Here is a 21,035-nt window from a genome sequence, read left to right as displayed (position 1 = left end):
CGAGGAGCACCATGCTCAGGAGAACGCGGTGGCTGATGGCGGTTGCCGTCACGGCCACGACGCTGACCGCCCTACCGGGCGGCTCGGCCACAGCCGGCGGCATCGACCGACCCGGCGTACCCGCCGCCTCGACCGACGGCAGGACGCACACCGTCACCCTGCTGACCGGCGACGTGGTGACCGTCCGCAGCAACGGCTCGGGCTGCCCGCAGGCCACGATCCGGCCGATCGACGAGAACGCGGTGATCAGCCAGAGCTGCGGCCCCGACGGTCACCTGCACGTCGTCCCCGCCCGCGTCGCGTCCCAGGTCGGCTCGGTCCTCGACCCCGACCTGTTCGACGTCACCACGCTGATCGCCGACGGGTACGACGACGACAACTCCGCCGAGCTGCCGCTCATCGTGCAGCCCGCCACCGCGTCCGCCCGCGTCGCCGCCCTCGGCGACGTGCTGCCGTTACCCAGCATCGGCGCGGTCGCCGGCCGCGTACCCAAGAAGAGCCCGGCCACCGCGAAGCTGGCGACCACCTCGCTGCTCGCCGGCGCGAAGAAGGTCTGGCTCGACCGTAAGGTCCGCGCCACCGCCCTGACCGCCGGCGCGAAGCCCGCCGACCTGGACCGCAATCTGGGCCAGATCGCCGCACCGGACGCCTGGAAGGCCGGCTACACCGGCAAGGGGACCACCGTCGCGGTGCTCGACACCGGTGCCGACTTCACCCACCCGGACCTGGTCGGGCGGGTCGCCGACCGGGCCGACTTCACCGCCGAGGGCGGCGACGCCGTCGACCACAACGGCCACGGTACGCACGTCGCCTCGACCATCGCCGGCACCGGCGCCGCCGCACACGGCCAGCGTCGCGGTGTCGCGCCCGACGCCAAGCTGCTGATCGGCAAGGTCCTCGACGACCACGGCTACGGCGACGACTCCGGCATCATCGCGGCCATGGAGTGGGCCGCCCCCCGCGCCGACGTCATCAACATGAGCCTCGGCGGCAGCGACGCCGACGACGGCAACGACCCGCTCTCGCTCGCCGTCGACGGCCTGAGCAAGTCCACCGGCACGCTGTTCGTCATCGCCGCCGGCAACAACGGCGCGCAGATCTCCTCGCCCGGATCGGCCGCCAGCGCGCTGACCGTCGGCGCCGTCGACCGTGACGACAAGCTCGCCGACTTCTCCAGCCGCGGACCGCTGGTGAACAGCCACGCGGCCAAGCCGGAGCTGGTCGCGCCCGGCGTCGACATCGTCGCCGCACGGGCCGCCGGCACCAACCTGCAGGACCCGATCGACGAGCACTACGAGGCGATCAGCGGCACCTCGATGGCCAGCCCGCACGCGGCCGGCGCCGCCGCCCTGCTCGCCCAGCGCCACCCGAACTGGACCGGCCAGCAGCTCAAGGCCGCACTCGTCGGCGCGGCCGACCCGCTGACCGGCGTCGACGCGTACGCCGTCGGAGCCGGCCGGCTCAACGCGGCCCGGGCCCTCGGCGGCCCGACCAGCGACCAGCCGGTGGTCAACCTCGGCACGTTCGCGTACCCGCAGTCCGGGACCGGCGAGGCGAAGCTCAGCTGGACCGGTGAGTCTGCGGCCGTCCTCGACCTCGACGTGGCACTGGTGAACCACGACGGCCAGCCGGTGCCCCGCGGCGCGGCGTCGCTGTCGTCGAGCCGGGTCACCCTCAAGCGCGGCGCGACCGCCGGTGCGACGGTGCGGATCAACCGCGCGGCGCTGGCCGCCCGGCCCGGGTTCTACCTGGCCACCGTCACCGCCCGCACCGGCCGCAAACTGGTCGCCACCACGCCGGTGAGCTTCTACGTCGAGCCGCCCAGCTACGACCTGACGATCCACACCAAGCCGATGCCCGGCCTGCGCGACGGCGCGGACGCCTGGATCAACGTCATGGTCGCCAACCTCACCGATCCCCTGCTGTTCTACGGCGGGGGCGGCGGCACGCCCGGGGAGACCTTCACCCTGCGGGTGCCGGCCGGCCGGTACTCGGTGCTCGGCGCGTCGATCGCCTACTACGTCGACAGCGACGTGCAGGAGAGCACCCTCACCGCGGCGGGTGACCTGGACGTACACGCCGCCCGGAGCGTGACCCTCGACCCGGCGCAGGCCCGGCCGGTCACGGCGACCGTCGACGGCGCGGCCACCACGACCACCCGGACCGACGTCACCACCTTCCAGACCGCGGTGAACGGCCTGCCGTGGTGGCACCAGATCAGCGGATTCGGGACGGCCACGGCGGTCCGTAGCGTGGCGGTCCCGAAGCCCACCATCGGATCGCGGCGTACCTGGGCGGCCGTCAACATGGACTCGCCGGCCGGCACCGCGAAGCCGTACCGCTACAACATCGTGCACGAGTACACCCACGGTGTGCCGGCCGACCCGTCGTTCCGGGTGACCAGGGCGGAGCAGGCCCGACTGGCCCGCATCGACGAGACGTTCCACCAGACCGACTCGCCGGAGATGTACACCACCTTCGTCCGCCTCGGCGAGACCCCCGACGGGGTGCCGGTGACCCAGACCTTCGAGGGCGTCATGCCCCCGAGCCGGACGTCGTACCTCTCACCGGAGATCGTCTGGGCCGACCAGGGTGTCTACGGCGGACTGGGGGCCATGGAGGCGCCGCGCCAGTACCGGCCGGGCAGCCGGCAGTCCAAGGTCTGGGCACGGCAGCCGCTGCACTCCGACTGGTACGACGACCCGGCCGGCGCCGACTGGAGTTGCGCCACCCCGCCGTCGCGGACCCGGGGCAACCTGCACCTCGACATGGTGACGCTGACCGACCAGCACCAGCGGGCCGACTGCCTCCAGGGCGAGGCGACCGGCGTCAAGCGCACGCTGTCGCTGTATCGCAACGGCAAGCTGGTCGAGCAGAGCGGCCGGCCGGTCGCCGACTTCACGGTGCCACAGGCGATGGCCGACTACCGGGTGACCTTCGACGTCGACACCAGCCTCATCCTGCCGATCTCGACCAAGGTCAACACCTCGTGGACGTTCCGGTCCGCCGGCCCCGACGGGACCGGGAGCGTGCCGCTGCCGCTGCTCGCTGTCGACTACGCCCTGCCGATGGGCCACGACAACCACCCGGTCGACGGAACGGCCGAGATGGCCGTCCGGCAGGCGCACGGTGTGAAGACGCAGAAGGTGACCTCGTTCCAGGTCTGGACCTCGACCGACGACGGCGCCACCTGGAAGACCGCCCGGGTCACCGGGAGCGGCGACACCTACCGGGTCGCGCTGCCGAAGGCCACCACCGGTCAAGCAGTGTCGTTGCGGGTGAAGGCCACCGCCAACGGCGGTAGCGGGATCGACCAGACCATCATCCGGGCGTACCGCGCCGGCTGACGGTCGACAGGGTGTCGGCCCGGCTCCGGCCGGGCCGACACCACAGTCGTCACTGACCTTCCCAGACCGCCTTCGCGCCGGAGTCGCCGGTGCGGATCACGTAGTACACGGCGATGCCGGCGGCGATCACCGACAGCACCTGCAACGCGAGGGTCAGCGGTCGCGAGGGCCGCCGGTCGGCGCCCGCCTCGGCGGCCCTCGGCGCGACGAACCAGACCAGTGCCAGCGCCACGACCCCCAACAGGAGAGTGGCCCAGAACGTGATGTCGCCGAACTCCTGGTGCGTCTCCAACGTCGGCAGGAACTCGGGGGTCACCCGGTTGGCGGCACGCATACGTTCGAAGAAGGCGTCGCCGGTGAGCTTCGCCAGCAGGGCCGCGATCGGCGCACCCACAGCGAGCAGCCCCAACACCCAACGGGTGTGCGGCCGGATCAGCGGGACGAGCGCGTAGCCGATCGTCAGGAGCGCCAGCAGCGGCACGAACACGACAGCGGCGTGCAGCACCAGCGGATGGGCGGGGATGCCCATGAACTCCTCGAACATCGGCGTCTCCTCACATCGGTCGGACGTCGATCGTCCGGGAATGGACGCTATCGGTACCAGCCGGGCGTGTCACTCCCCAAGATTGCCACCAGCGCCCGTCCCGGCCGGCCCGGCTGCTGGGCCGGGCCGCGCCGGTCACAGCAGACTCAGGCCGTCGCCGCACGAACACCGAGGCCGAGCAGGATCACACCGGTCAGTCGATCGAGCGTTCGTCGCACCGACGCGGTGCGGAGCAGCCGGGCCGCGGCACCGGAGACGACGGTCCAGCCGGCGAGCCAGCAGGTGTTCAGCGCGGCGTGCGCCGTGGCGAGAAGCATTATCGGCACCAGCACCGGCCGGCCCGGTTCGAGGAACTGCGGTGCCAGGGTGAGGTAGACGGCGGCGGCCTTCGGGTTCAACACGTTGCCGAGCAACCCCTGCAGGTAAGGGTGGTTCACGCTCCAGGGCAGCCTCCGGGCACGAACCGTCGGGGGCGCTTTCGCCCGGCGTGGCGGTGATCGGCGCGACGGCGACCAGGAAGCCGAGGACGGCCACCCCGTGCCCGCTCACACCACCACCCGGTAGTGGGTGGTGAACAGCCCGTTGTCGTCGTACACGTGGAACGCGACGCCGGGCGGCTGGGTCTGCGTGGTCAGCGGCCCTTCGCCCTCCCAGGGCATCCGCAGGGTGTTGACCACACCCGGCGCGATCCGCAGTGGACGGTCCGCGAAGGTGCTCGCCGCGGCGGTGTGGAAGTGCCCGGTCAGCACGGCGACGACCTGCGGGTGGGCGGTGACCAACTCGGCTAAGGGCTCGGCCGGCAGAAGCCGCATCGGGTCGATGACCGGGTGGTGCAGCACCACGGGCGGGTGGTGCAGGGCGATGAACGTCGGCGTGCCGGCCGGCACCGAGCCCAGTTCGTCGGCGAGCCAGGCCATCGTCTCCTCGTCCAGGTGGCCGTCGTCCGCGCCGGGCACGGAGGAGTCGGCGAGGAGGAAGACCGCGCCGCCCACGTCGTGGCGGGCGTTGATCGGGCCGGTGCCGCCGCGGTCGTCACCGAGCAGACCCTTGCGGTACGCGTCGCGCACGTCGTGGTTGCCAGGACAGACCATGACCGGGAGCGGGGAGTCGAAGAGCTTCGCGGCCATCTCGTACTCGGTCACCTCGCCGTTGTCGGCGATGTCCCCGGTGATCAGGATCGCGTCGACCTGTCGTGGCAGGCCGTGTAGGTAGTCCATGACCCGAGCGGTCCGCTCGGCCGATCGGGGATGGCTGTCGAGGTGGGTGTCACTGAGATGCGCGATGATCAGCACGAATGCTCTCCTAACGGCTACCGAGGTCTAGCCGTCAGGGACGCTACTCTCCGCCAGTTCGGTCGCCGCAGGGCGATCGCTGTGCTGGTCAGCTCCGGGAGCGCGGCAGGCAGTCTTTCTTGTACTTCAGGCCGGAGCCGCACCAGCAGGCGTCGTTGCGCTCCGGTGGCCACGGGATGCGCGCGCTGGGCCGCGCCGACACCTCGGCCGCGTACCCCGCCCGGACGCCCGCGTCGGTCGGGTCGCCGTCCCGTCGACCGGCGAACGCGTTCAGGCCGGCCACCGTCGCGCCGAACACGCCCAGCCCGGCCTGACCGGCGCTCTGGAGCCGAACCAGCTCCTTCTCCAACCGGCCCCGGTGCGCGTCCCAGTCCGGGCCGTACACCTCGGCGAGGGCGGGATGCTCGGAGATCAACGTGTCGAACTCGGCCCGGGGCCAGAAGAGCAGGTCGGACTCGGCGTCCCTGCGCTCGCCGGCCCGGCGTACGAGCTGCGTCTCCAGCCGGTCCGCCAGGTCGTCCTGCCGGTCGTGCGGCAGGTTGAGGTTCCGGCGTACCCGATGCCGTTGTTGCAGCAGGAAGAAGGTCACACCGGGCGCGTCCGGCGGACCGAGGTCGACCACCGGTTCGGTCGCGGTGATCGCCGAAGCTCCGCCGGTCGCACGATCACCGAGCGCGGAGTCGACAGCCTCACTCAACCACGTCTCGGCGATCGCCGAACGACCACCGGCGTCCAGTGCCGCGCTGACGTAGGCGGGGGCGTCGGGCTGCGTGAGCAGCAGCGGGCGCAGGGCGGTCAACTCCGCCATCGCCTCGTCGTCCTGACCGCCGGCCCGGAACAGGGCGCGGGCCCGCAACGCCCGGGCGAACCCGGCCCGCGGGTCGTCGCCGGAGGGGTACGCCGCCACGGCCTGCTCCGCGTAGCGCAGGGCCGCCTCGGGCCGCGCCCGGATCTCGGCGATCTCGGCGGCCAGCGTCAGGGCGTCCCCGGCGTCGTCAGGATCCTCCAGCCGGCCCTGCTCGGCCGCCTCCGCGAGGTCGGCGGCGACACCGAGCGGGTTGGCCGTCCCGAGCGCCGAGCGGCGGAGTTCAGCGAGGTCAGCCTTGGTGAGTACGTCTCTCGTCGGCACGATCTCACGGTACGTCGGGGTGCGCGCGGTATGCGGGCAGATCACCTGTTACGCCGCTCTCACACCGCCGGAGCCGGCGGCCAGGCGTGCCGGGCGCACTACGACCAGGCGCCGGCCGCCGCCGCCCGGACGACGTAGCTGTCGAAGTCGAGCGCGTCCCGACCCAGCACCCGACGGACACCGTCGGCGGGTTCGGCGAGATGGCCCGCGCGCATCCCGGCGAACAGGAGGTTGAGCGCCGAGGCCGTCTCCTCCGGATAGCCCTCGGCGATCAGTTCGGCGTGGTACTCCTGCGGGGTCACCTCCACGTAGCTGATCGAACGACCGGTCACCCGGGCGATCGTCGCCACCGCCGTGGCGAAGGTGAGCGCCCGGGGACCCGACACGTCGTACACCTGTTCGTGGTGGTCGGGGGCGGTCAGGAGCGTCGCGGCCACCTCGGCGATGTCCTGGGCGTCGACGAAGGGCTCCGGGGTGACGCCGATCGGCAGGGCCAGTCGACCGTCGAGCAGCGGTTGGCGCCACAGGTCCTCGCTGAAGTTCTGACTGAAGTTGTTCGCCCGGATGATCGACCACTCGACGCCCGACGTCCGCACAGCCGTCTCCGCCGCGACCATGCCGGGGGAGAAGTCACCGACCTGGTCGATCCCGCGTCCGGACAGCGCCACGATCCGGCGCACACCCGAGTCGACCGCCTGCGTCACGAAGTCGGCGGCCAGCGTCGGATCCTCCGGGGCCAGCAGGTACACCGCAGTGGCGCCGGCCAGGGCCGGCTCCCAGGTGTCACGCCGCGTCCAGTCGAAGCGCACCTCGCCCGAGCGGGAGGCCGGCCGGGCGAGCCGGCCCGCCGCCCGCAGCGTCGTCACCAACCGGCGGCCCGTCTTACCGGTGCCGGCCATCACGAGTATCGACTGCGCGTCCGTCGTCATGACCACGAGTCAACGCGACCGGTCACGGTCGGCCCATATGCTGTCGTACGCCGGGCATGTGTGATCGTCCGAGCGCCGTCATCCGGGATCTATCGTCGGTGTCATGGACCCGTTCGACAGTCTGCTGCGGAGCGTGCACGCGGACGGCGCGGCCTTCGGCCGTTCCGTCCTGACACCGCCCTCGGCGCTGCGGTTCACCGACGGCGCCCCGCTGACGCTCTGTGTCCCGTTGCGCGGCGAGGGTTGGCTCTCCCACCCGGAGAGCGACAAGCCCCATCTGGTACGGGTCGGGGAGGTCGCCGCCGCGCGCGGTCCGGCACCGTTCACGTTCTCCGCCGAGCCGCGGTCGAGCTTCGAGCCGGGGCAACTCCGGGACGTCCGGCGCGGCCAGACCGGGGCGATCGACTCGACGGGCGCGGACGAGACCGAGCGCCTCGTGTTGCTCGTCGGGGTTTACCACGTTCGAGGTCGGGTGCCCCAACGGCTGCTGGGTGCGCTGCCACCGGTGCTGGTCGTGCCGGACGAGCACGACTGCGCCCCGCTCCGCGACTACCTGGACGCACAGCTCGACGCCGGCCGGCCCGGCCGCCAGATCGTGCTCGACCGCCTGCTGGACTGGTTGCTGGTGTGCACGGTGCGGGACTGGTTCGACCAACCCGACGCCGAGCCCCCCGGCTGGTACCGCGCGCTGAGCGACGACACCGTCGGCCCGGTGCTGCGCGCCATGCACGACGCCCCGGGCCGGCCATGGACCCTCGCCAGCCTGGCCGCGCAAGCTGGAGTCTCCCGGTCCACACTGGCGAAGCGGTTCACCGACCTGGTCGGCGAGCCGCCGCTGACCTACCTCACCGACTGGCGGATGACACTGGCCGCCGACGTGCTGACCGAATCGACGGCGACGGTCGCCGCTGTCGCACACCAACTGGGGTACGCGGACGCCTTCGGCTTCAGCGCGGCCTTCAAACGGGTCCACGGGCTGAGCCCGACCGGGCACCGCCGGCTCACCCGGAGCAGCGACCGGGCGGCGTGACCGGCCGGCGGCCCGCATCGCGAGGGCCCGAAGCCGGTTGTCGAGTGGTCGCAAAACCAACCAACTACGGTCATCTGCCGTCAACCCGTCGTCGGTAGCGTCCGGTCGCCAGTTTCTCGACCAGATCGCACAAAGGCGGAGCTATGGGCACTGTGGACCGGCGTACGTTCCTCAAGGCGATGGGGGTCCCCGCGATCGGCGCGGCGCTCCCGTTGGATCTCAGCAAGGCGCTCGCCATCCCGGCGAACAACCGGACCGGCACGATCACTGACGTCGAGCACGTCATCATCCTGATGCAGGAGAACCGCTCGTTCGACCACTACTTCGGCACCATGCGCGGCGTACGCGGCTTCGGCGACCCCCATCCGGCGACACTGCCATCCGGGAAGGACGTGTGGCGCCAGCCCAACGGGGCCGACGAGCTGCTGCCCTTCCGCCCCGAGGTGAAGGACCTCGGCCAGACCTTCCTGCCGGACCCGCCGCACGGCTGGAACGACGGGCACGCCGCCTGGAACGACGGCCGGTTCGACAAGTGGGTGCCGAACAAGGGTGTCACGGCGATGACCTACCACACCCGCCAGGACCTGCCCTACCACTACGCGCTCGCCGACGCCTTCACCGTCTGCGACAGCTACCACTGCTCGCTGATGGGGCCGACCGACCCGAACCGCTACCACATGTGGAGCGGCTGGGTCGGCAACGACGGCAAGGGCGGCGGCCCGGTCATCACCAACGCCGAGGCCGGCTACGACTGGTCGACCTACCCGGAGCGCCTGGAGCGCAACGGCATCTCCTGGAAGATCTACCAGGACGTCGGCACCGGCCTCACCGCCGCCGGCTCCTGGGGTTGGACGAACGACCCGTACATCGGCAACTACGGCGACAACTCGCTGCTCTACTTCCACCAGTATCAGAACGCGCAGCCCGGAACCTCTCTCGCCGACCGGGCCAAGACCGGCACCGAGATCCGCACCCAGGGCCGCGACCCGGAGGCGCTGCTGGCCGACTTCCGCGCCGACGTCGAGGCGGGACGCCTTCCGCAGGTCTCCTGGATCACCGCTCCCGAGGCGTACACCGAGCACCCGAACTGGGAGCCGGCCTACGGCTCCTGGTACATCTCGCAGGTCATCGACATCCTCGCGTCGAACCCCGAGGTGTGGAGCAAGATGGCGCTCTTCATCACGTACGACGAGGAGGGCGGCTTCTTCGACCACGTGGTGCCGCCGACGCCGCCGCAGAGCCGCGAGCACGGTCAGTCGACGGTGCCCACCACGAACGAGATCTTCCCCGGCGACGCCGACCACCCGGCCGGGCCGTACGGCCTCGGCATCCGCGTACCCATGGTCATCGTCTCGCCGTGGACGCGCGGCGGCTACGTGAACTCGCAGGTCTTCGACCACACGTCGCTGATCAAGTTCCTGGAGGCGCGGTTCGGGCACGGCCGCCCGGACCTGATCGAGAAGAACATCACGCCGTGGCGGCGCGCCGTCGTCGGCGACCTCACCAGCGCCTTCGACTTCCGGCACCCCAACCGCTCGCGCGACGTCCGGTTGCCCGACACCGACGACTTCAAGCCCGAGGACCTGGTCCGGCACCCGGACGAGGTGCCGGTGCCGCCGACCGACCAGCGGCTGCCGAAGCAGGAGCACGGGGTACGCCCGGCGCGCGCGATCCCGTACACCCTGCACGCCGACGGGCGGCGCGACGGCGACTCGCTGCGCATCGACTTCCGCAACACCGGCGGGGTCGCCGCGGTCTTCCAGGTCCGCCAGGCCGGCAGCGCGGACGCCCCACGCAGCTACACGGTCGAACCGGGCAAGCACCTGAGCGACACCTGGCCGATCGGATCCGGGTACGACCTGTCCGTGCACGGGCCGAACGGTTTCTACCGCCGGTTCACCGGCGGCCGGGCCCACCTCGACATCACCCCCGCCTACGAGGAGCGCAACGACAAGGTGGTCCTCACGCTGAAGAACCCCGGCTCGAAGCGGGTCGAGGTGACCATCACCGACCGGTACCACTCCCGCCCCGTCACGCTGTCGCTGCGGCCGGGCCACACCGAGCGGGCGCACTGGCAGCTCTCCCGCACCCACGGCTGGTACGACCTGACCGTCACCGTCGCGGGCGACGCCGACTTCGCCCAGCGGTACGCGGGCCACGTCGAGAACGGCAAGGACAGCATCAGCGACCCGTCGCTCGGCGGGCTCGTCTAGGACCGGCGTCGCGTCACCCGGGCCCACCGTCGGCCCGGGTGACGCCCGCTGTCGGATCGTCGTCTCGCCGCACAGCCCGGACGCCCGCCCCTCGGAGGCGGATGTCCGGTTGTGCGTTATGACTCTGAGTCATATTTATGCCTCAGAGTCATCACCCTCGTCGCGTCGCCGCTCGTCCGGGCATCGCGCTTCGTAGCGGCCGCGCCGCCGGTGCTGGACAACGGGTAACGCGAAACCGGCTGGCTACGGCACCTCTGCGAGGTACGCCCGCATCGCCTCGCGGCTCCTCGGCAGGCCGTGCTCTGCGACGAGCATGGACACGTTGCCGAACTCCTGCCCGTCGATCAACCACGGGTCGGTCGAGCGGCCCAGCACCTCGGCGAGCCGTCGCTGCCGGGGCGCCAGCGCCACCGCCGGCGCCCCGGCCGCCGCCGGGCCGTCCGGGAACGCGAGGCGCAACGCCGCACCCAGCACCGTCAGCGACCGCTCACCGCTGACGGTGGGCAGGCGGTCGAGCAGCGCGTCGACGGCACTGTCGGCGTGCTGCGGCCCGAGCTGCAGCAGGGCGAGCGCCGCGTACCCGCCGAGATCGCCGCCGAGGAACGGCACCCACTCACCCTCGACCGGCTCGGCGTCGTCGGACGGCGCCGACGCCCACCTCAACAACTCCTCGGCCGTCGCCGGGTCGGTCGCCGCGCCGAGGACCCGGACCCGACCGACCGCCGCGGCCCAGCGGACCAGCGGGCGCGCATCGGTCAACCACCGCACGTCCGGCGCGGCGCCGAGCAGCCCCGACGCCACCAGCATGGTCGCCACCTCACCGGGCGTTGCCCCGACGCCCGGGGCCCGAGCGGCGTCGATCGCGCGGGCCAGCGCGGCCACACTGCCGTCGGCCTCCTCCGAAAACCAGGCGAGGGTGTACGCCGCGACGGCGCGCACGCCCGGATCGGAGTGCTCCAGCAGGGTGCGGAACACGGGAACCCCGGCGCGCACCGCGTCGTAGGTCGCCACCTCGACGTACGCCCACAGCCGACCCTGATCCGCCGCGGACAGCGACTCGACGTAGGCGTACTCGACGTACTCCTTCTCCGACTCGTCCTCGCCGGCCCACGGCGGCGGCTTCGCCGCGAGCAGCTCCCGACCACCCTCGGCGGCCCGGCGGTATTCGGCCACCGGGAAACCCTCCGGCAGGACACCCTCGTCGTACCCGACGGCCAGGGCGCTCAGCAGCCCGAGCACCGCCGCCGGGTCCGGGGTGGCCGGATCGCCGAGCATCTCCACCAGGAACGGCACCGCGTACGCGCTCGCCTCGAACCGGCTGCCCTGGTGGAAGACGTTGGTGTAGAGGTCACCCAGGGCCTCGTCCCGGGTCGCCGGATCGGGGGAGAGCAGAGCACGCAATTGGCCGGGCACGTCGTCGGCCGCCCCGTAGGCATGGCCCAGCCGCGCCCAGTCGATGTCGTCAAGTCCGTCGAGCACGCCCCATGCTCTCCCGACCCCCTGACACGTCGGACGGGTCGGTCAGAACTCTTCGTACACCGCCGGGTCTTGATCGGAGAGCCGCCCGTCCGGGCGGCCCAGCGCGGTGATGGCCTCGACCTGCGCGTCGGTGAGCGTGATGCCGAAGACGTCGAGGTTCTCGATCTGCCGGTGCGGCGACGCGGCCTTGGGCAGCGGGATCACCTGGCGCGCCACGTGCCAGGCCAGGATGGTCTGCGCCGGGCTGACACCGTGGGCGTTCGCGATCTCCACGATGACGGGGTGCTGCAACAGGTCGTTGCCGTGGCCGAGCGGGCTCCAACCCTGCACCAGGATCCCCTGCTCCCGGTGGTAGTCGAGCGCCTCCTGCTGGGGGAAGTACGGGTGCACCTCGATCTGGTTGACCACCGGGGCGACCCCGGTCTCGGCCACCAACCGCTCGATGTGCTCGGGCAGGAAGTTGGAGAGCCCGATGTGCCGCACCAGACCGCGTTCGCGCGCCTCGATCAGCGCCCGCCACGCCTGCACGTACAGGTCTTCCTTGGGGTTCGGCCAGTGGATCAGGTACAGGTCGACGTGGTCGAGGCCGGTGCGGAAGACACTCTCCTCGATGGTGGTCAGCGCCTCGTCGTAGCGGTGGTGCCGCCCCGGCAGCTTCGAGGTGACGATCACCTCGTCCCGCACGTCTCCCGCCGAACGGGCGGCCCGACCGACAGCCCCCTCGTTCTCGTAGTTCACCGCCGAGTCGAGCAACCGGTAACCCGCCCGGATCGCGTGCCCGATCGCGTCGACGCCCGCCGAACCGTTCAGCTGGTACGTGCCGAGCCCGATCGCCGGCAGAGCGGTGCCGTCGGCAGCCGTCAGATGGGGAATCGTCATGATCGGAACCCTACCCGCGTCGGGGCGTCCCGGATGGCGAGCGCGGCCTGGATCAGCGCGGCGTGCGTCAACGTCTGGGGATAGTTGCCGAGGTGGGCACCCGTCGCGGGATCCACCTCCTCGGCGTAGAGCCCGAGCGGGCTGGCGTACTCGACAATGGCCTGAAACAGATCGACGGCCTCGCGGCGACGCCCGGTGCTGGCAAGCGCCTGCACGAGCCAGAACGAGCAGGGCAGGAACGCACCCTCGGTGCCGGGGAGCCCGTCCCGTCCGGGCGGGTAGCGGTAGAGCAGCGGACCGCCGGCGGACAGCCGGTCCCGGACGGCGTCGATGGTGCCGCGTACCCGGGGTGAATCGGTCGGGTCCACGCCGAGCAGCGGCAGGACGAGCAGTGCCGCGTCGAGATGAGGGGAGCCGTAGGTGCGGACGTAGCTGCCCGCCGTCGGGTCGAAGCCGCGCGTGCGGACGTCGGCGGCGATGGCATCCCGGGCTTCCTGCCAGCGTCGACGTTGACGCTCGGGCACGGAGTGTGTGTCCGCGATGGCCAGGGCGCGGTCCACGGCGAGCCAGCCCATGAGCTTGGAGTGGACGTGTTGGGCGGGCTCCCGTACCTCCCAGATACCGGCGTCGGGCTCCCGCCAACGGCCGGCGACCACGTCGGCGAAGCCGCGTACCGCCCGCCACGTCTCGGCGGAGAGGCGGTGTCCGGCCTGGGCGAACGCCCACGCGGCGTCGATCACCCAGCCGTACCCGTCGAGCTGGTGTTGGTGGGCGGCGTCGTTGCCGATCCGCACCGGCAGACTGTCGAGGTAGCCGGGCCAACCGGGCAGTTCCCGTTCGGCGTGCACGTGTCGGCCATGCACTGTGAGCAGCGCCGGCAGGCGTGGTCGTTGCAACCGGCTGGCGTGCATCAGCCACGCGAGGAAGCCGCGGGCCTCGTCGGACTTGCCGACGCTGAGGAAGGCGCTGACGCCGATGCTGGCGTCGCGGGGCCAGACATAGCGGTAGTCCCAGTTTCGTGCCCCACCCGGGTCCTCGGGCAGGGACGTGGTCGGCGCGGCCACCGGCGCTCCCGAGGGCGAGTAGGTCAGCAACCGCAAGGTGAGCAGGCTTCGTACGACGTGGTCCCGGAACGGCAGCCACTCGTCGATCTCCCCGACCCAGGCCCGCCACCGAGCCTCGTCCTCGGCGAGCAGGTCCCAGGCGGCCGTCGGCTCGACGTGGATCACCGGCTCGCGGTGGGCCACTGCCAGTACGAGAGTGACCGGGCGATCCGGCGTGACCGTGATCGGGATGGGCCGACCCGGTTCGAACCTGAACGGGGGAGTGCTGTCCAACGCGACCGCGAGCGCCCCCCACTCACACACGAGGCCATGGCGCCGCTGCTGCGCTCGGGGCCGACGATGCCGTGCGCCAAGGCGGGGGTCGAACTCCACCACCGCGTCGACAGCCGCCCGCTCCGCCGTCAGCCGTCGCACGATCAGCGTCGTGGGCAACAGGCGACCGCTGACCTCGGCCACCATCGCCTCCGTGAGGCGCAGCCGGCCGCCGCCCACCGCCCAGGTGGTCTCCAGGGTGGCGGTGTGCTGCCGGTACCGCCGTTCGACGACAGTGGCCGGCCCGACCGGGCCGACCCGGAACGTTCCGGCGTCCGGGCCCCCGACCAGTCGGCCGAACAGGGGATTGCCGTCGAAGCGCGGTACGCAGAGCCAGTCCATAGCGCCGTCACTCGCCACCAGGGCGGCGGTACGCGTGTCGCCCAGCAGACCGTAGTCGCTGATCGGCGGCCGGTCAGTCACGAGTCACCTGGGTTGCAGGAGCAGCCCGAGACAGACCCCGTAGACGACGTGCACGACAGCCGTGACCAGCGGGGTCTGGATGCCGTAGTTGAGCGCGAACAGCCCGGGCGGCTCCAACACCGCAGTGCTGGCCGGCCCCGCCCGCTGCGAGGCCATCCGCGGGTGGACACCAGGCAGCAGCGGCAGAATCACTGTCAACGCGATCCCGACGTGCACAATCCCGAGCAGCGCCCCGATCCACCAGTTCGCGCGGTGCAACAACGCGAACGTCGCCGCGTACCCCAGGGCGAAACCCTGACCGGTGCCGAGGTGGAGGAAGAACCCGACGACCCTGGCCCGGTCCGGATCCCCGGTGAGGACGGCCCCGAGCACCAGAGGAAGGTCGAGCCGGGTGAGACCGGCCAACTGGGCGGTGATCATCGCCGCGGTGAGCGCCGCGGTGGCGACCAACCCGAACAACGCCCATCCGGCCCAGTCCATCTCAGCAGTCGTCGACGTCGCGGGCGTGCGCGGTCATCGGTCATCCTCCGGCTGAACAGCGTGAAACCCACGGCCCGGACCGGACACCCGCCCACCGGGTGTCCGGTTTCTCACCATAAGCCACCGGAGCTGTCGCGCTGACCTGCTCGCCCAGACGTACCTCAAGCAGGATCTCCACCCACGGCCGGCGGTGCCGGTCGCGGCCAGGACGTCGGAGGCGGGCCAAATGCGCGACGGCCGGCCCGCACGGCCAGGGTGGCGAGGGCAGCGTTGGCGCCACCGCCGATCACCGCGCCGATACCGAAGGGTGCCACTCGGCCGAGCACGATGATCCCCTGCTTGGTCCCGAACTTGGTGATGAAGTGCTTTCCCAGGATCTTGTTGATCTGACGCAACGTCTCGACGGGCACCTTGGCGACCACCTGGCGTCCCCAGTGTTGCCCGGTGCGCTCGGCGACCTTGGTGATGGTGGCCGAGCCGGACCCGCCGAGCATGATCCCCATGACGATCGTCCGGCGCCGTTCGACCTCGTCGATGCGGACGCCGTGGACTTCGGCGATCGAGAGCGCGAAGAGGGCGCTCAGTTGGAGTGAGGACAGAGCCTCGCCAGCCGACAAGGCCAGCGCGACGCCCGTGCCGACGCCGGGTGCCGCCGCGGTGCCGCCGACGGCGGCACCCGTCCCGGTCAACGCGCTGACGTACATCCGCTCCAGATTGCGGATCACCTCCGCCGGCGTCGCCTCCGGGTTGCGCTGGCGGGCCCGGGCGATGTTCTTCTGGACCAGTGGGGTCTGCAGGGCGATCGCCTTGTCCAGCAGGTCGAGGACCCGCTGCCCACGTCCGGCTGCCTCTAGAACCGGTTCTTCTGCCATGCCTTGAGCTCCTTCAATCGTCACGACTCAACTGAGTCGCCCACCCCGACCGAGTGCGGATGACCGACCGAGGTCGGCGAGCATGCGCCGGTACGCGATGGGGTGTACGACCGGAATGCCGTACTGGCGGGCCTTCTTGGCCTTGCCGGACATCGAGTCGGGGTCGGCGGCCACCAGGAGGCGAGTCTTCTTGGTGACGTTGTCACCGACCTGCAGCCCGGCCGCCCGAGCGTCCTCTTCCCAGGACGACCTCGGTGGCTCCATCGCCCCGGTGAAGACCACCAGATCGCCGGCTTGGAGTTGCCAGCTCTTGGCGTGCGGCCGGGTCGCGCCAACGTCACGAGCGGCTTTGAGTGCATGGTCGACGTCGGACGCCTGCAGCCCGAGCAACGAGGCGACCTGGTCCAGGTCATGGCGTTCGGCTGACGTGAGGACGTTGTCCTCCAAGGCCACAGCCGCCAGACTCGCCAGATAGGTGCGGTGCAGGTGGTCGACGTCGACTCGGGCGAGGCCGAGTTCTTCCGCCGTGGCGACGAGCGCGTCCGCTTCACTGACGGAGATATGCCGGTCAAGCAGTGCCTGGTCGAGCAGGTCCAAGTACGCGTCACCCTGCGGCTCACGGAGCCGTGGAAGCCGGTCCACCAGACGGGCGAGGAAGTGCTCTTCCCGGTGTCCCGGGCCTCGGCGAGGCACCGGCACCACCGCTTCGGCGGCCAAGGGCGGCCAAGGGGCCGCCGCAGCGGCGTCGATGACGGACGTCCACGGCGGCGGCGTTCCCGCATCCCGCAGATAGTGGGCCAGTAGCTGCGCGGCTGCTCTCGCGTCATGCAGAGCGGAGTGCGCCTGGTGCGGCGGTAACCCCGCCGCGCGACAGCAGTCGTGGAGGCTGCGACCGGCCGACGGGAGGAAGTGCCCGGCCAGCCGCATGGTGCACAACCCCTCTGCCGGGCTGATCGGCGGTTCAATCCGTAGCCGGCGGTATTCGGCGAGGAGAAAGGCGGCGTCGAAGTGCAGGTTATGAGCGACCAGCACCCTTCCACGGAGGAGGCTGGCGACGTGGCCTGCGAGCCGACTGAATTCCGGTGCGCGCCGTACCTCGGCGGCCGAGATGCCGTGGATGAGTTGCGGTCCGAGATCCCGGTCGGGGTTGACCAGGCTGCACCACTCGTGCGTCACCTGGCCGGCGCTGTCGAGGTGGATGACGGCAACCTCGACCACGCGGTCGTGCCAGCTGGTGCGCAGGCCCGTCGTCTCCAGGTCGATAACTGCGTACACGTCGAGTCGACTCCTTAGATCGTGGCCGGAGCGGAGCTGTCGGCGGCGGCGCGCAGTCGGGCCAGCCACCGTGGAGGCAGCGGCTGCGGTTCACCCAGAGGCCGCAGATACTTCCGGCGATACCGCGCCTGTTCGGTGTCCTGCCAGAGTTGAGCGGTCATGGCGACAGCCGACGTCAGGGCCAGCGCCGACCCCGCGACCGGCGAGGCGGCGCGGGGCTGCGTGGCGAGCCGAATCGCCAGATCCTCGTGACCCGGCACCTCGGCAGGCCACGCGAGCGGGGCGAGCTTCGACGTGGACACCGCACGCTGCCGGTCGACCGCCTCGGCGTAGGCGGCTCGATGCTCAGTGATCTCCGTGAGGAGTTCAGGGACGGTCAGCACGTGCCCCCGCAGCGTGCTGACCAATTGCTGTGGCAGTACGTGGGCGACCCTGTCCAGGATCGCGACCGGAGTCTCCCGGGCCCACCCCACCAGGCACCGCCCCTGCAACATCCACATGATGTGCACAAGCTGGTCGTCCTGCGCGATGTCATCGATGCGTACCACCCACGCGCCGCCGGCACGTCCGGTCGGGCTGAGCCGCCACACGGCCAGGGCCTCCGCGCCGTCCGAGTCGGGGCCGACGGCGAGAACAGCATGACCACGCGCACCGGGCACGTAGTCAACGGGTATGGCGAGTTCGCTCTCGGATTCCTCAAGTTCTGCCATCCCACGTCCTTCATGATCGAAATCGGGAGCATCACAGTAGGTGTCAACGTGGTCACGCCGGCTCAACCGGAGCGGCACCTCAAGGCGCGTAGTGTCCACACGCGAGTGGCTGAACAGATCACATAGCGGGTCGGAAGGCCGTGGTGACCGAGCGGCCTGCGGGGTTTTGGTTCGTAGTGCGGGCGGTCGGCTCGAGTTGCGCGAGCAGGGCGCTGACCTCGGTGTGCAGCCGCCGCAGCTCCGCCGCCGTGGGGGCCAGTTCGTAGCAGTGGTGGTGGGTGGCGGCGGACAGGCTCGCCCAGGCGAACGCCGCCCGGCGTGCGGTCTCGGTGCCCGGGCCGAGCCGGCCACGCAGCATCAACTGCTTCGCGCGGCCCTGCCGGCACGCCGCCACGGTCGGCTTCACCCGCCGCCAGTAGGCGTCGATGCCGCCTTCGAGGGCGAGCCGGATCAGGCAGGCGCAGGCCCGCGGCCACCAACCGGCGCTCACCGCCGCGGCGCCGAGCACACCGGCCCCCCGCAGCAACTGGTCGGCCGCCGCCAGGCAGCGCTGTGGCGTCGGCGCGGTCACGACAGCGCCCCCGCGAGGAGGCGGGCGTCCGCGACCAGTCCGGGCAGATCCGTCAGGTACGCCCCGTGCACACCCTCCCGACACGCCTGGTAGGCGTTCACCGCCCGTCGTCCGTGCCGGCGGAGGAGCCAGCCGAGCACGTCGCCGCCCCTCTCGGCGTCGTCGAACGCCGCCAGGGCGACGGTGGTGGCGACCCGCCGGGACGCGTCCTCGATGGCCGTCTCGATGTCGGCGTGCGGAACGCCGCGCGCGACCCGGGTCCGCCACACCGTCCGGTGGCAGGCCGCCTCCACCGCCGCGCGGCACAGTTCCGCGACCACCGGCCCGCGCACCTCGGCGGGGATCTCGTCGTTGCGCGCCAACGCGGACGCGTCGTCCAGGTAGCGGGTGACCGGGTCGGAGCCGGGCCGCAACGTCACCACCGACTTCTCCGCCCGGGTCACCTCGACGATGCGGGCGTCGCCGAGGCCGAGCCGGGTGACCGCGTCGGGCAGGCGGGTGTCGTGGGTGAAGACCACCACCTGCCGGTCCTCGGCCAGTTCGGCGAGCACCCGGGCGAGACCGTCCACCTTCGACGGATCCATGCTCTGCACCGGGTCGTCGACCACGATGAACCGGAACGGGCTCTCCGGGGCGCAGCTACGCGGCAGGAACGTGGCCAACCCGAGCGCCTGCATCTCACCCTGGCTCATCACACCCAGCGCTGTGCCGTTGTCGGTGCCGTCCACGCTGACCGGGAACACGACCCGCCGCCGGGTGTTCACCCCTTCCAGCGTCATGGCACCCAGCTCGACGTTGCTCTCCTGCCGCAGCTGCGCCCAGATCCGCTGCGAGTGCCCGGCGAACGGCGCTACCCGCTCGTTGCGGATCTCCGCACCGACGCCCTTCAACCAGGCGCGCGCGGCCTTCAACCGGGCCAGGGCCACCTCTCGCGCCGCAAGCCCGTCGGCGGCGGCCACCCACTCGCGCACGTCGGCCGCCGCGGCCCGCCAACCGGTGTCGCGCTGCCGCAGGAACCCCTCGGCGTACGCGCGGGCCGCGTCCGCCGCCGCCACCACCGCCGGGTACCGCGCGGCCAGGTGGTCGGCCAGATCAACAGGCTTCCCGGGTACGCGCCGAAGCGCGGCAACGGCGTCCCGCAACGCCCCGACCGAGGGCTCCGACCCGAGGCGCTCCGACACCGCGAGGTCGTCGATCAGGTGGTGCGCCTGCCGCAGCAGAGCGGTGAGCCGAGTCGTCGCCGTCTGGGCGGCGACGCTGCGCTGCCGCAGCTCGGTCAGCGACTGCGCGGCGGCGGCACGCCATCCACCGTCGAGGGCGCCGGTCGCGCAGACCGGACACGACCCGTCGCCCTCGTCCTCGTGATGTTCGAGGGCGAGGCGGAGCAGTTCGGCGCTGCGCAACGCGGCCCGGGACCGGCCGCCGTCGTACCGCAGCGCCTCGGCCGCCGCCTCTCGCAGTTGGGCGGCCAGCCGGGTCACCTCGTCGACCGGCGGCGGGGCGAGGTCGGCGAGTTCCCGGCAGAGCAGCACCTCCCGGTCGGTGGTCGCCTCGTCCGGCTCGTCGAGGATCGCCGTCACCGCGCCGCTGTCGACACCGCCCCGCCCGCGCAGCAGTGCGGCGGTCCGTCGGGCCCGGTCGTCGGCAATGTCGGTGAGCGCGTTGGCCAGGGCGGCACGCTGTGCGCGTACCTCCTTGATGGTCGTGTCGTGCGGCCGGGCGGCGCGCAGCAGACGCTGGTCGGCGTCGGTGAGCGCGTCCAGGCCGAGGATCGCGAAGAGTGCGTCGAAGAGCTGGCTCTGCGTGCCGGCGGCCAGCTTGCCCAGCTCGGCGGCGGTGAGGAACGGCCGGTACAGCTCCAGCGGACGGGCCAGACCCAATTCGGACAGGCCGGTGTGCCGACCTCGGGCGCTGGTGACTGCCACCTCGGCGTCGGCCAGCTCGGCCCCGACCGGCCAGGCTCGGTGCACCCGGGTCGGGGTGGCCACCCCGTCGACGCGCAGCTCCACGTCGACCCAGCACGGGTCCGGGTTGTGCAGGTTGCGCCACCCCGTACGCCAGACGCTTGTCTTGTCGGCCCACCGGGCGCTGTCACCGGTCAGGGCGAGCTCGACGGCCTCGGCGAAGCTGGACTTGCCGGAGCCGTTGCGGCCCACGACCACTGTGAGGCCCGGACCGGGGTCGACCTGGAGGGTCCGCTCCGGGCCGACGCCGCGGAACCCGGCGACGGTCACCGACTTCAACCAGATGCGCTCCGGTGGACCCTCACTGGTGGGGGAGCGGGGGTCGAGCCGGGTGGGAGTGCCGGCGAGAGCCGCGGTCAGGTCGTCGTCGCTGGTCAGTGCGGCGAGGACCAGTTCGGCGGTGTCGGTCGGTACGACGTCAGCGGCGGCGAGCCGATCGAAGATCAGCTCGATCAGGGGTGTGGTGGGCTGCGAGGGCTGGGTCATTGTCGTCTCCAGGCGTGTGGTGTCCGCGGGCCGACG

General features: G+C 71.7%; 16 protein-coding genes and 1 pseudogene. 3 read left to right on the top strand and 14 right to left on the bottom strand.

The window, feature by feature from the left end; all coding sequences use genetic code 11:
- The first annotated feature begins 11 nt into the window (after positions 1-11).
- A complete protein-coding gene (locus tag O7631_RS25395; RefSeq protein ID WP_278146565.1) occupies positions 12-3,347 on the top strand; it encodes a S8 family serine peptidase in 3,336 nt (1,111 codons plus the stop codon).
- Between the two features lie 49 nt (positions 3,348-3,396).
- On the opposite strand, the gene O7631_RS25390 is transcribed toward O7631_RS25395, so the two are convergent.
- From O7631_RS25390 to O7631_RS25370, 5 genes and pseudogenes are all read right to left on the bottom strand, one after another.
- The gene (locus tag O7631_RS25390) at positions 3,397-3,891 is read right to left on the bottom strand and encodes a DUF2231 domain-containing protein (protein WP_278146564.1); all 495 of its coding nucleotides are present in this window, start codon (positions 3,889-3,891) and stop codon (positions 3,397-3,399) included.
- A 146-nt stretch (positions 3,892-4,037) separates the two neighbouring features.
- A pseudogene (locus O7631_RS25385) lies at positions 4,038-4,367 on the bottom strand (LysE family transporter); the annotation flags it as partial.
- A 69-nt stretch (positions 4,368-4,436) separates the two neighbouring features.
- Positions 4,437-5,183: a metallophosphoesterase gene (locus O7631_RS25380; RefSeq protein WP_278146563.1), complete on the bottom strand. Its 747-nt coding sequence runs from the start codon at positions 5,181-5,183 to the stop codon at positions 4,437-4,439.
- An 88-nt stretch (positions 5,184-5,271) separates the two neighbouring features.
- The gene (locus tag O7631_RS25375; protein ID WP_278146562.1) at positions 5,272-6,312 is read right to left on the bottom strand and encodes an SEC-C metal-binding domain-containing protein; all 1,041 of its coding nucleotides are present in this window, start codon (positions 6,310-6,312) and stop codon (positions 5,272-5,274) included.
- A 98-nt stretch (positions 6,313-6,410) separates the two neighbouring features.
- Positions 6,411-7,241, bottom strand: coding sequence for an NAD(P)H-binding protein (locus tag O7631_RS25370; RefSeq protein ID WP_278146561.1), 831 nt, complete (start codon positions 7,239-7,241; stop codon positions 6,411-6,413).
- Between the two features lie 103 nt (positions 7,242-7,344).
- Between O7631_RS25370 and O7631_RS25365 the strand changes: the two genes are divergently transcribed.
- Together O7631_RS25365 and O7631_RS25360 are read left to right on the top strand one after the other, a co-directional pair.
- Positions 7,345-8,271, top strand: a complete 927-nt coding sequence (locus tag O7631_RS25365) for an AraC family transcriptional regulator (protein ID WP_278146560.1) — start codon at positions 7,345-7,347, stop codon at positions 8,269-8,271.
- A 143-nt stretch (positions 8,272-8,414) separates the two neighbouring features.
- Positions 8,415-10,484, top strand: a complete 2,070-nt coding sequence (locus O7631_RS25360) for a phospholipase C, phosphocholine-specific (RefSeq protein ID WP_278146559.1) — start codon at positions 8,415-8,417, stop codon at positions 10,482-10,484.
- 243 nt (positions 10,485-10,727) lie between these two features.
- Here O7631_RS25360 and O7631_RS25355 read toward each other — a convergent pair whose 3' ends face one another.
- The 9 genes from O7631_RS25355 to O7631_RS25315 all read right to left on the bottom strand — a co-directional run bounded on the left by O7631_RS25355 (position 10,728) and on the right by O7631_RS25315 (position 20,999).
- Positions 10,728-11,963: a hypothetical protein gene (locus tag O7631_RS25355; protein ID WP_278146558.1), complete on the bottom strand. Its 1,236-nt coding sequence runs from the start codon at positions 11,961-11,963 to the stop codon at positions 10,728-10,730.
- A 42-nt stretch (positions 11,964-12,005) separates the two neighbouring features.
- Entirely contained in the window at positions 12,006-12,842 is an 837-nt protein-coding gene (locus O7631_RS25350) for an aldo/keto reductase (RefSeq protein WP_278146557.1), read from the bottom strand.
- On the bottom strand, positions 12,839-14,641 hold the full coding sequence (locus O7631_RS25345) for a glycoside hydrolase family 15 protein (RefSeq protein ID WP_278146556.1): 1,803 nt from the start codon (positions 14,639-14,641) through the stop codon (positions 12,839-12,841). The genes O7631_RS25350 and O7631_RS25345 overlap by 4 nt, the downstream gene beginning before the upstream one ends.
- Positions 14,642-14,644: 3 nt before the next feature.
- The gene (locus O7631_RS25340) at positions 14,645-15,121 is read right to left on the bottom strand and encodes a hypothetical protein (RefSeq protein WP_278146555.1); all 477 of its coding nucleotides are present in this window, start codon (positions 15,119-15,121) and stop codon (positions 14,645-14,647) included.
- 161 nt (positions 15,122-15,282) lie between these two features.
- On the bottom strand, positions 15,283-15,993 hold the full coding sequence (locus O7631_RS25335; protein WP_278146554.1) for a hypothetical protein: 711 nt from the start codon (positions 15,991-15,993) through the stop codon (positions 15,283-15,285).
- A 27-nt stretch (positions 15,994-16,020) separates the two neighbouring features.
- Positions 16,021-17,268 (bottom strand): exonuclease domain-containing protein, encoded by a 1,248-nt coding sequence (locus O7631_RS25330; protein WP_278146553.1) that lies wholly within the window; start codon positions 17,266-17,268, stop codon positions 16,021-16,023.
- Between the two features lie 14 nt (positions 17,269-17,282).
- Entirely contained in the window at positions 17,283-17,978 is a 696-nt protein-coding gene (locus tag O7631_RS25325; protein WP_278146552.1) for a DUF6218 family protein, read from the bottom strand.
- Between the two features lie 118 nt (positions 17,979-18,096).
- Positions 18,097-18,549 carry a hypothetical protein gene (locus O7631_RS25320; protein WP_278146551.1) on the bottom strand — a complete coding sequence of 151 codons (453 nt, stop codon included), beginning with the start codon at positions 18,547-18,549 and terminating at the stop codon, positions 18,097-18,099.
- Positions 18,546-20,999, bottom strand: a complete 2,454-nt coding sequence (locus O7631_RS25315) for an AAA family ATPase (RefSeq protein ID WP_278146550.1) — start codon at positions 20,997-20,999, stop codon at positions 18,546-18,548. Before O7631_RS25315 ends, O7631_RS25320 begins: the two co-directional genes overlap by 4 nt.
- Positions 21,000-21,035: the final 36 nt, after the last annotated feature.

The sequence above is a fragment of the Micromonospora sp. WMMD967 genome (genome assembly GCF_029626165.1).
Classification (GTDB): Bacteria; Actinomycetota; Actinomycetes; order Mycobacteriales; family Micromonosporaceae; genus Micromonospora; species Micromonospora taraxaci.
The sequence above is the reverse complement of the archived record's forward strand: the minus strand, read 5'-3'. Positions and strand labels throughout refer to the sequence as shown.

Bases quoted from the DNA above. Each gene is read 5' to 3' on its own strand.
- O7631_RS25315 (WP_278146550.1), bottom strand. From the start codon at position 20,999: ATGACCCAGCCCTCGCAGCCCACCACACCCCTGATCGAGCTGATCTTC.
- O7631_RS25365 (WP_278146560.1), top strand. From the start codon at position 7,345: ATGGACCCGTTCGACAGTCTGCTGCGGAGCGTGCACGCGGACGGCGCG.
- O7631_RS25390 (WP_278146564.1), bottom strand. From the start codon at position 3,891: ATGTTCGAGGAGTTCATGGGCATCCCCGCCCATCCGCTGGTGCTGCAC.
- O7631_RS25370 (WP_278146561.1), bottom strand. From the start codon at position 7,241: ATGACGACGGACGCGCAGTCGATACTCGTGATGGCCGGCACCGGTAAG.
- O7631_RS25340 (WP_278146555.1), bottom strand. From the start codon at position 15,121: ATGGACTGGGCCGGATGGGCGTTGTTCGGGTTGGTCGCCACCGCGGCG.
- O7631_RS25335 (WP_278146554.1), bottom strand. From the start codon at position 15,993: ATGGCAGAAGAACCGGTTCTAGAGGCAGCCGGACGTGGGCAGCGGGTC.
- O7631_RS25350 (WP_278146557.1), bottom strand. From the start codon at position 12,842: ATGACGATTCCCCATCTGACGGCTGCCGACGGCACCGCTCTGCCGGCG.
- O7631_RS25360 (WP_278146559.1), top strand. From the start codon at position 8,415: ATGGGCACTGTGGACCGGCGTACGTTCCTCAAGGCGATGGGGGTCCCC.
- O7631_RS25325 (WP_278146552.1), bottom strand. From the start codon at position 17,978: ATGGCAGAACTTGAGGAATCCGAGAGCGAACTCGCCATACCCGTTGAC.
- O7631_RS25395 (WP_278146565.1), top strand. From the start codon at position 12: ATGCTCAGGAGAACGCGGTGGCTGATGGCGGTTGCCGTCACGGCCACG.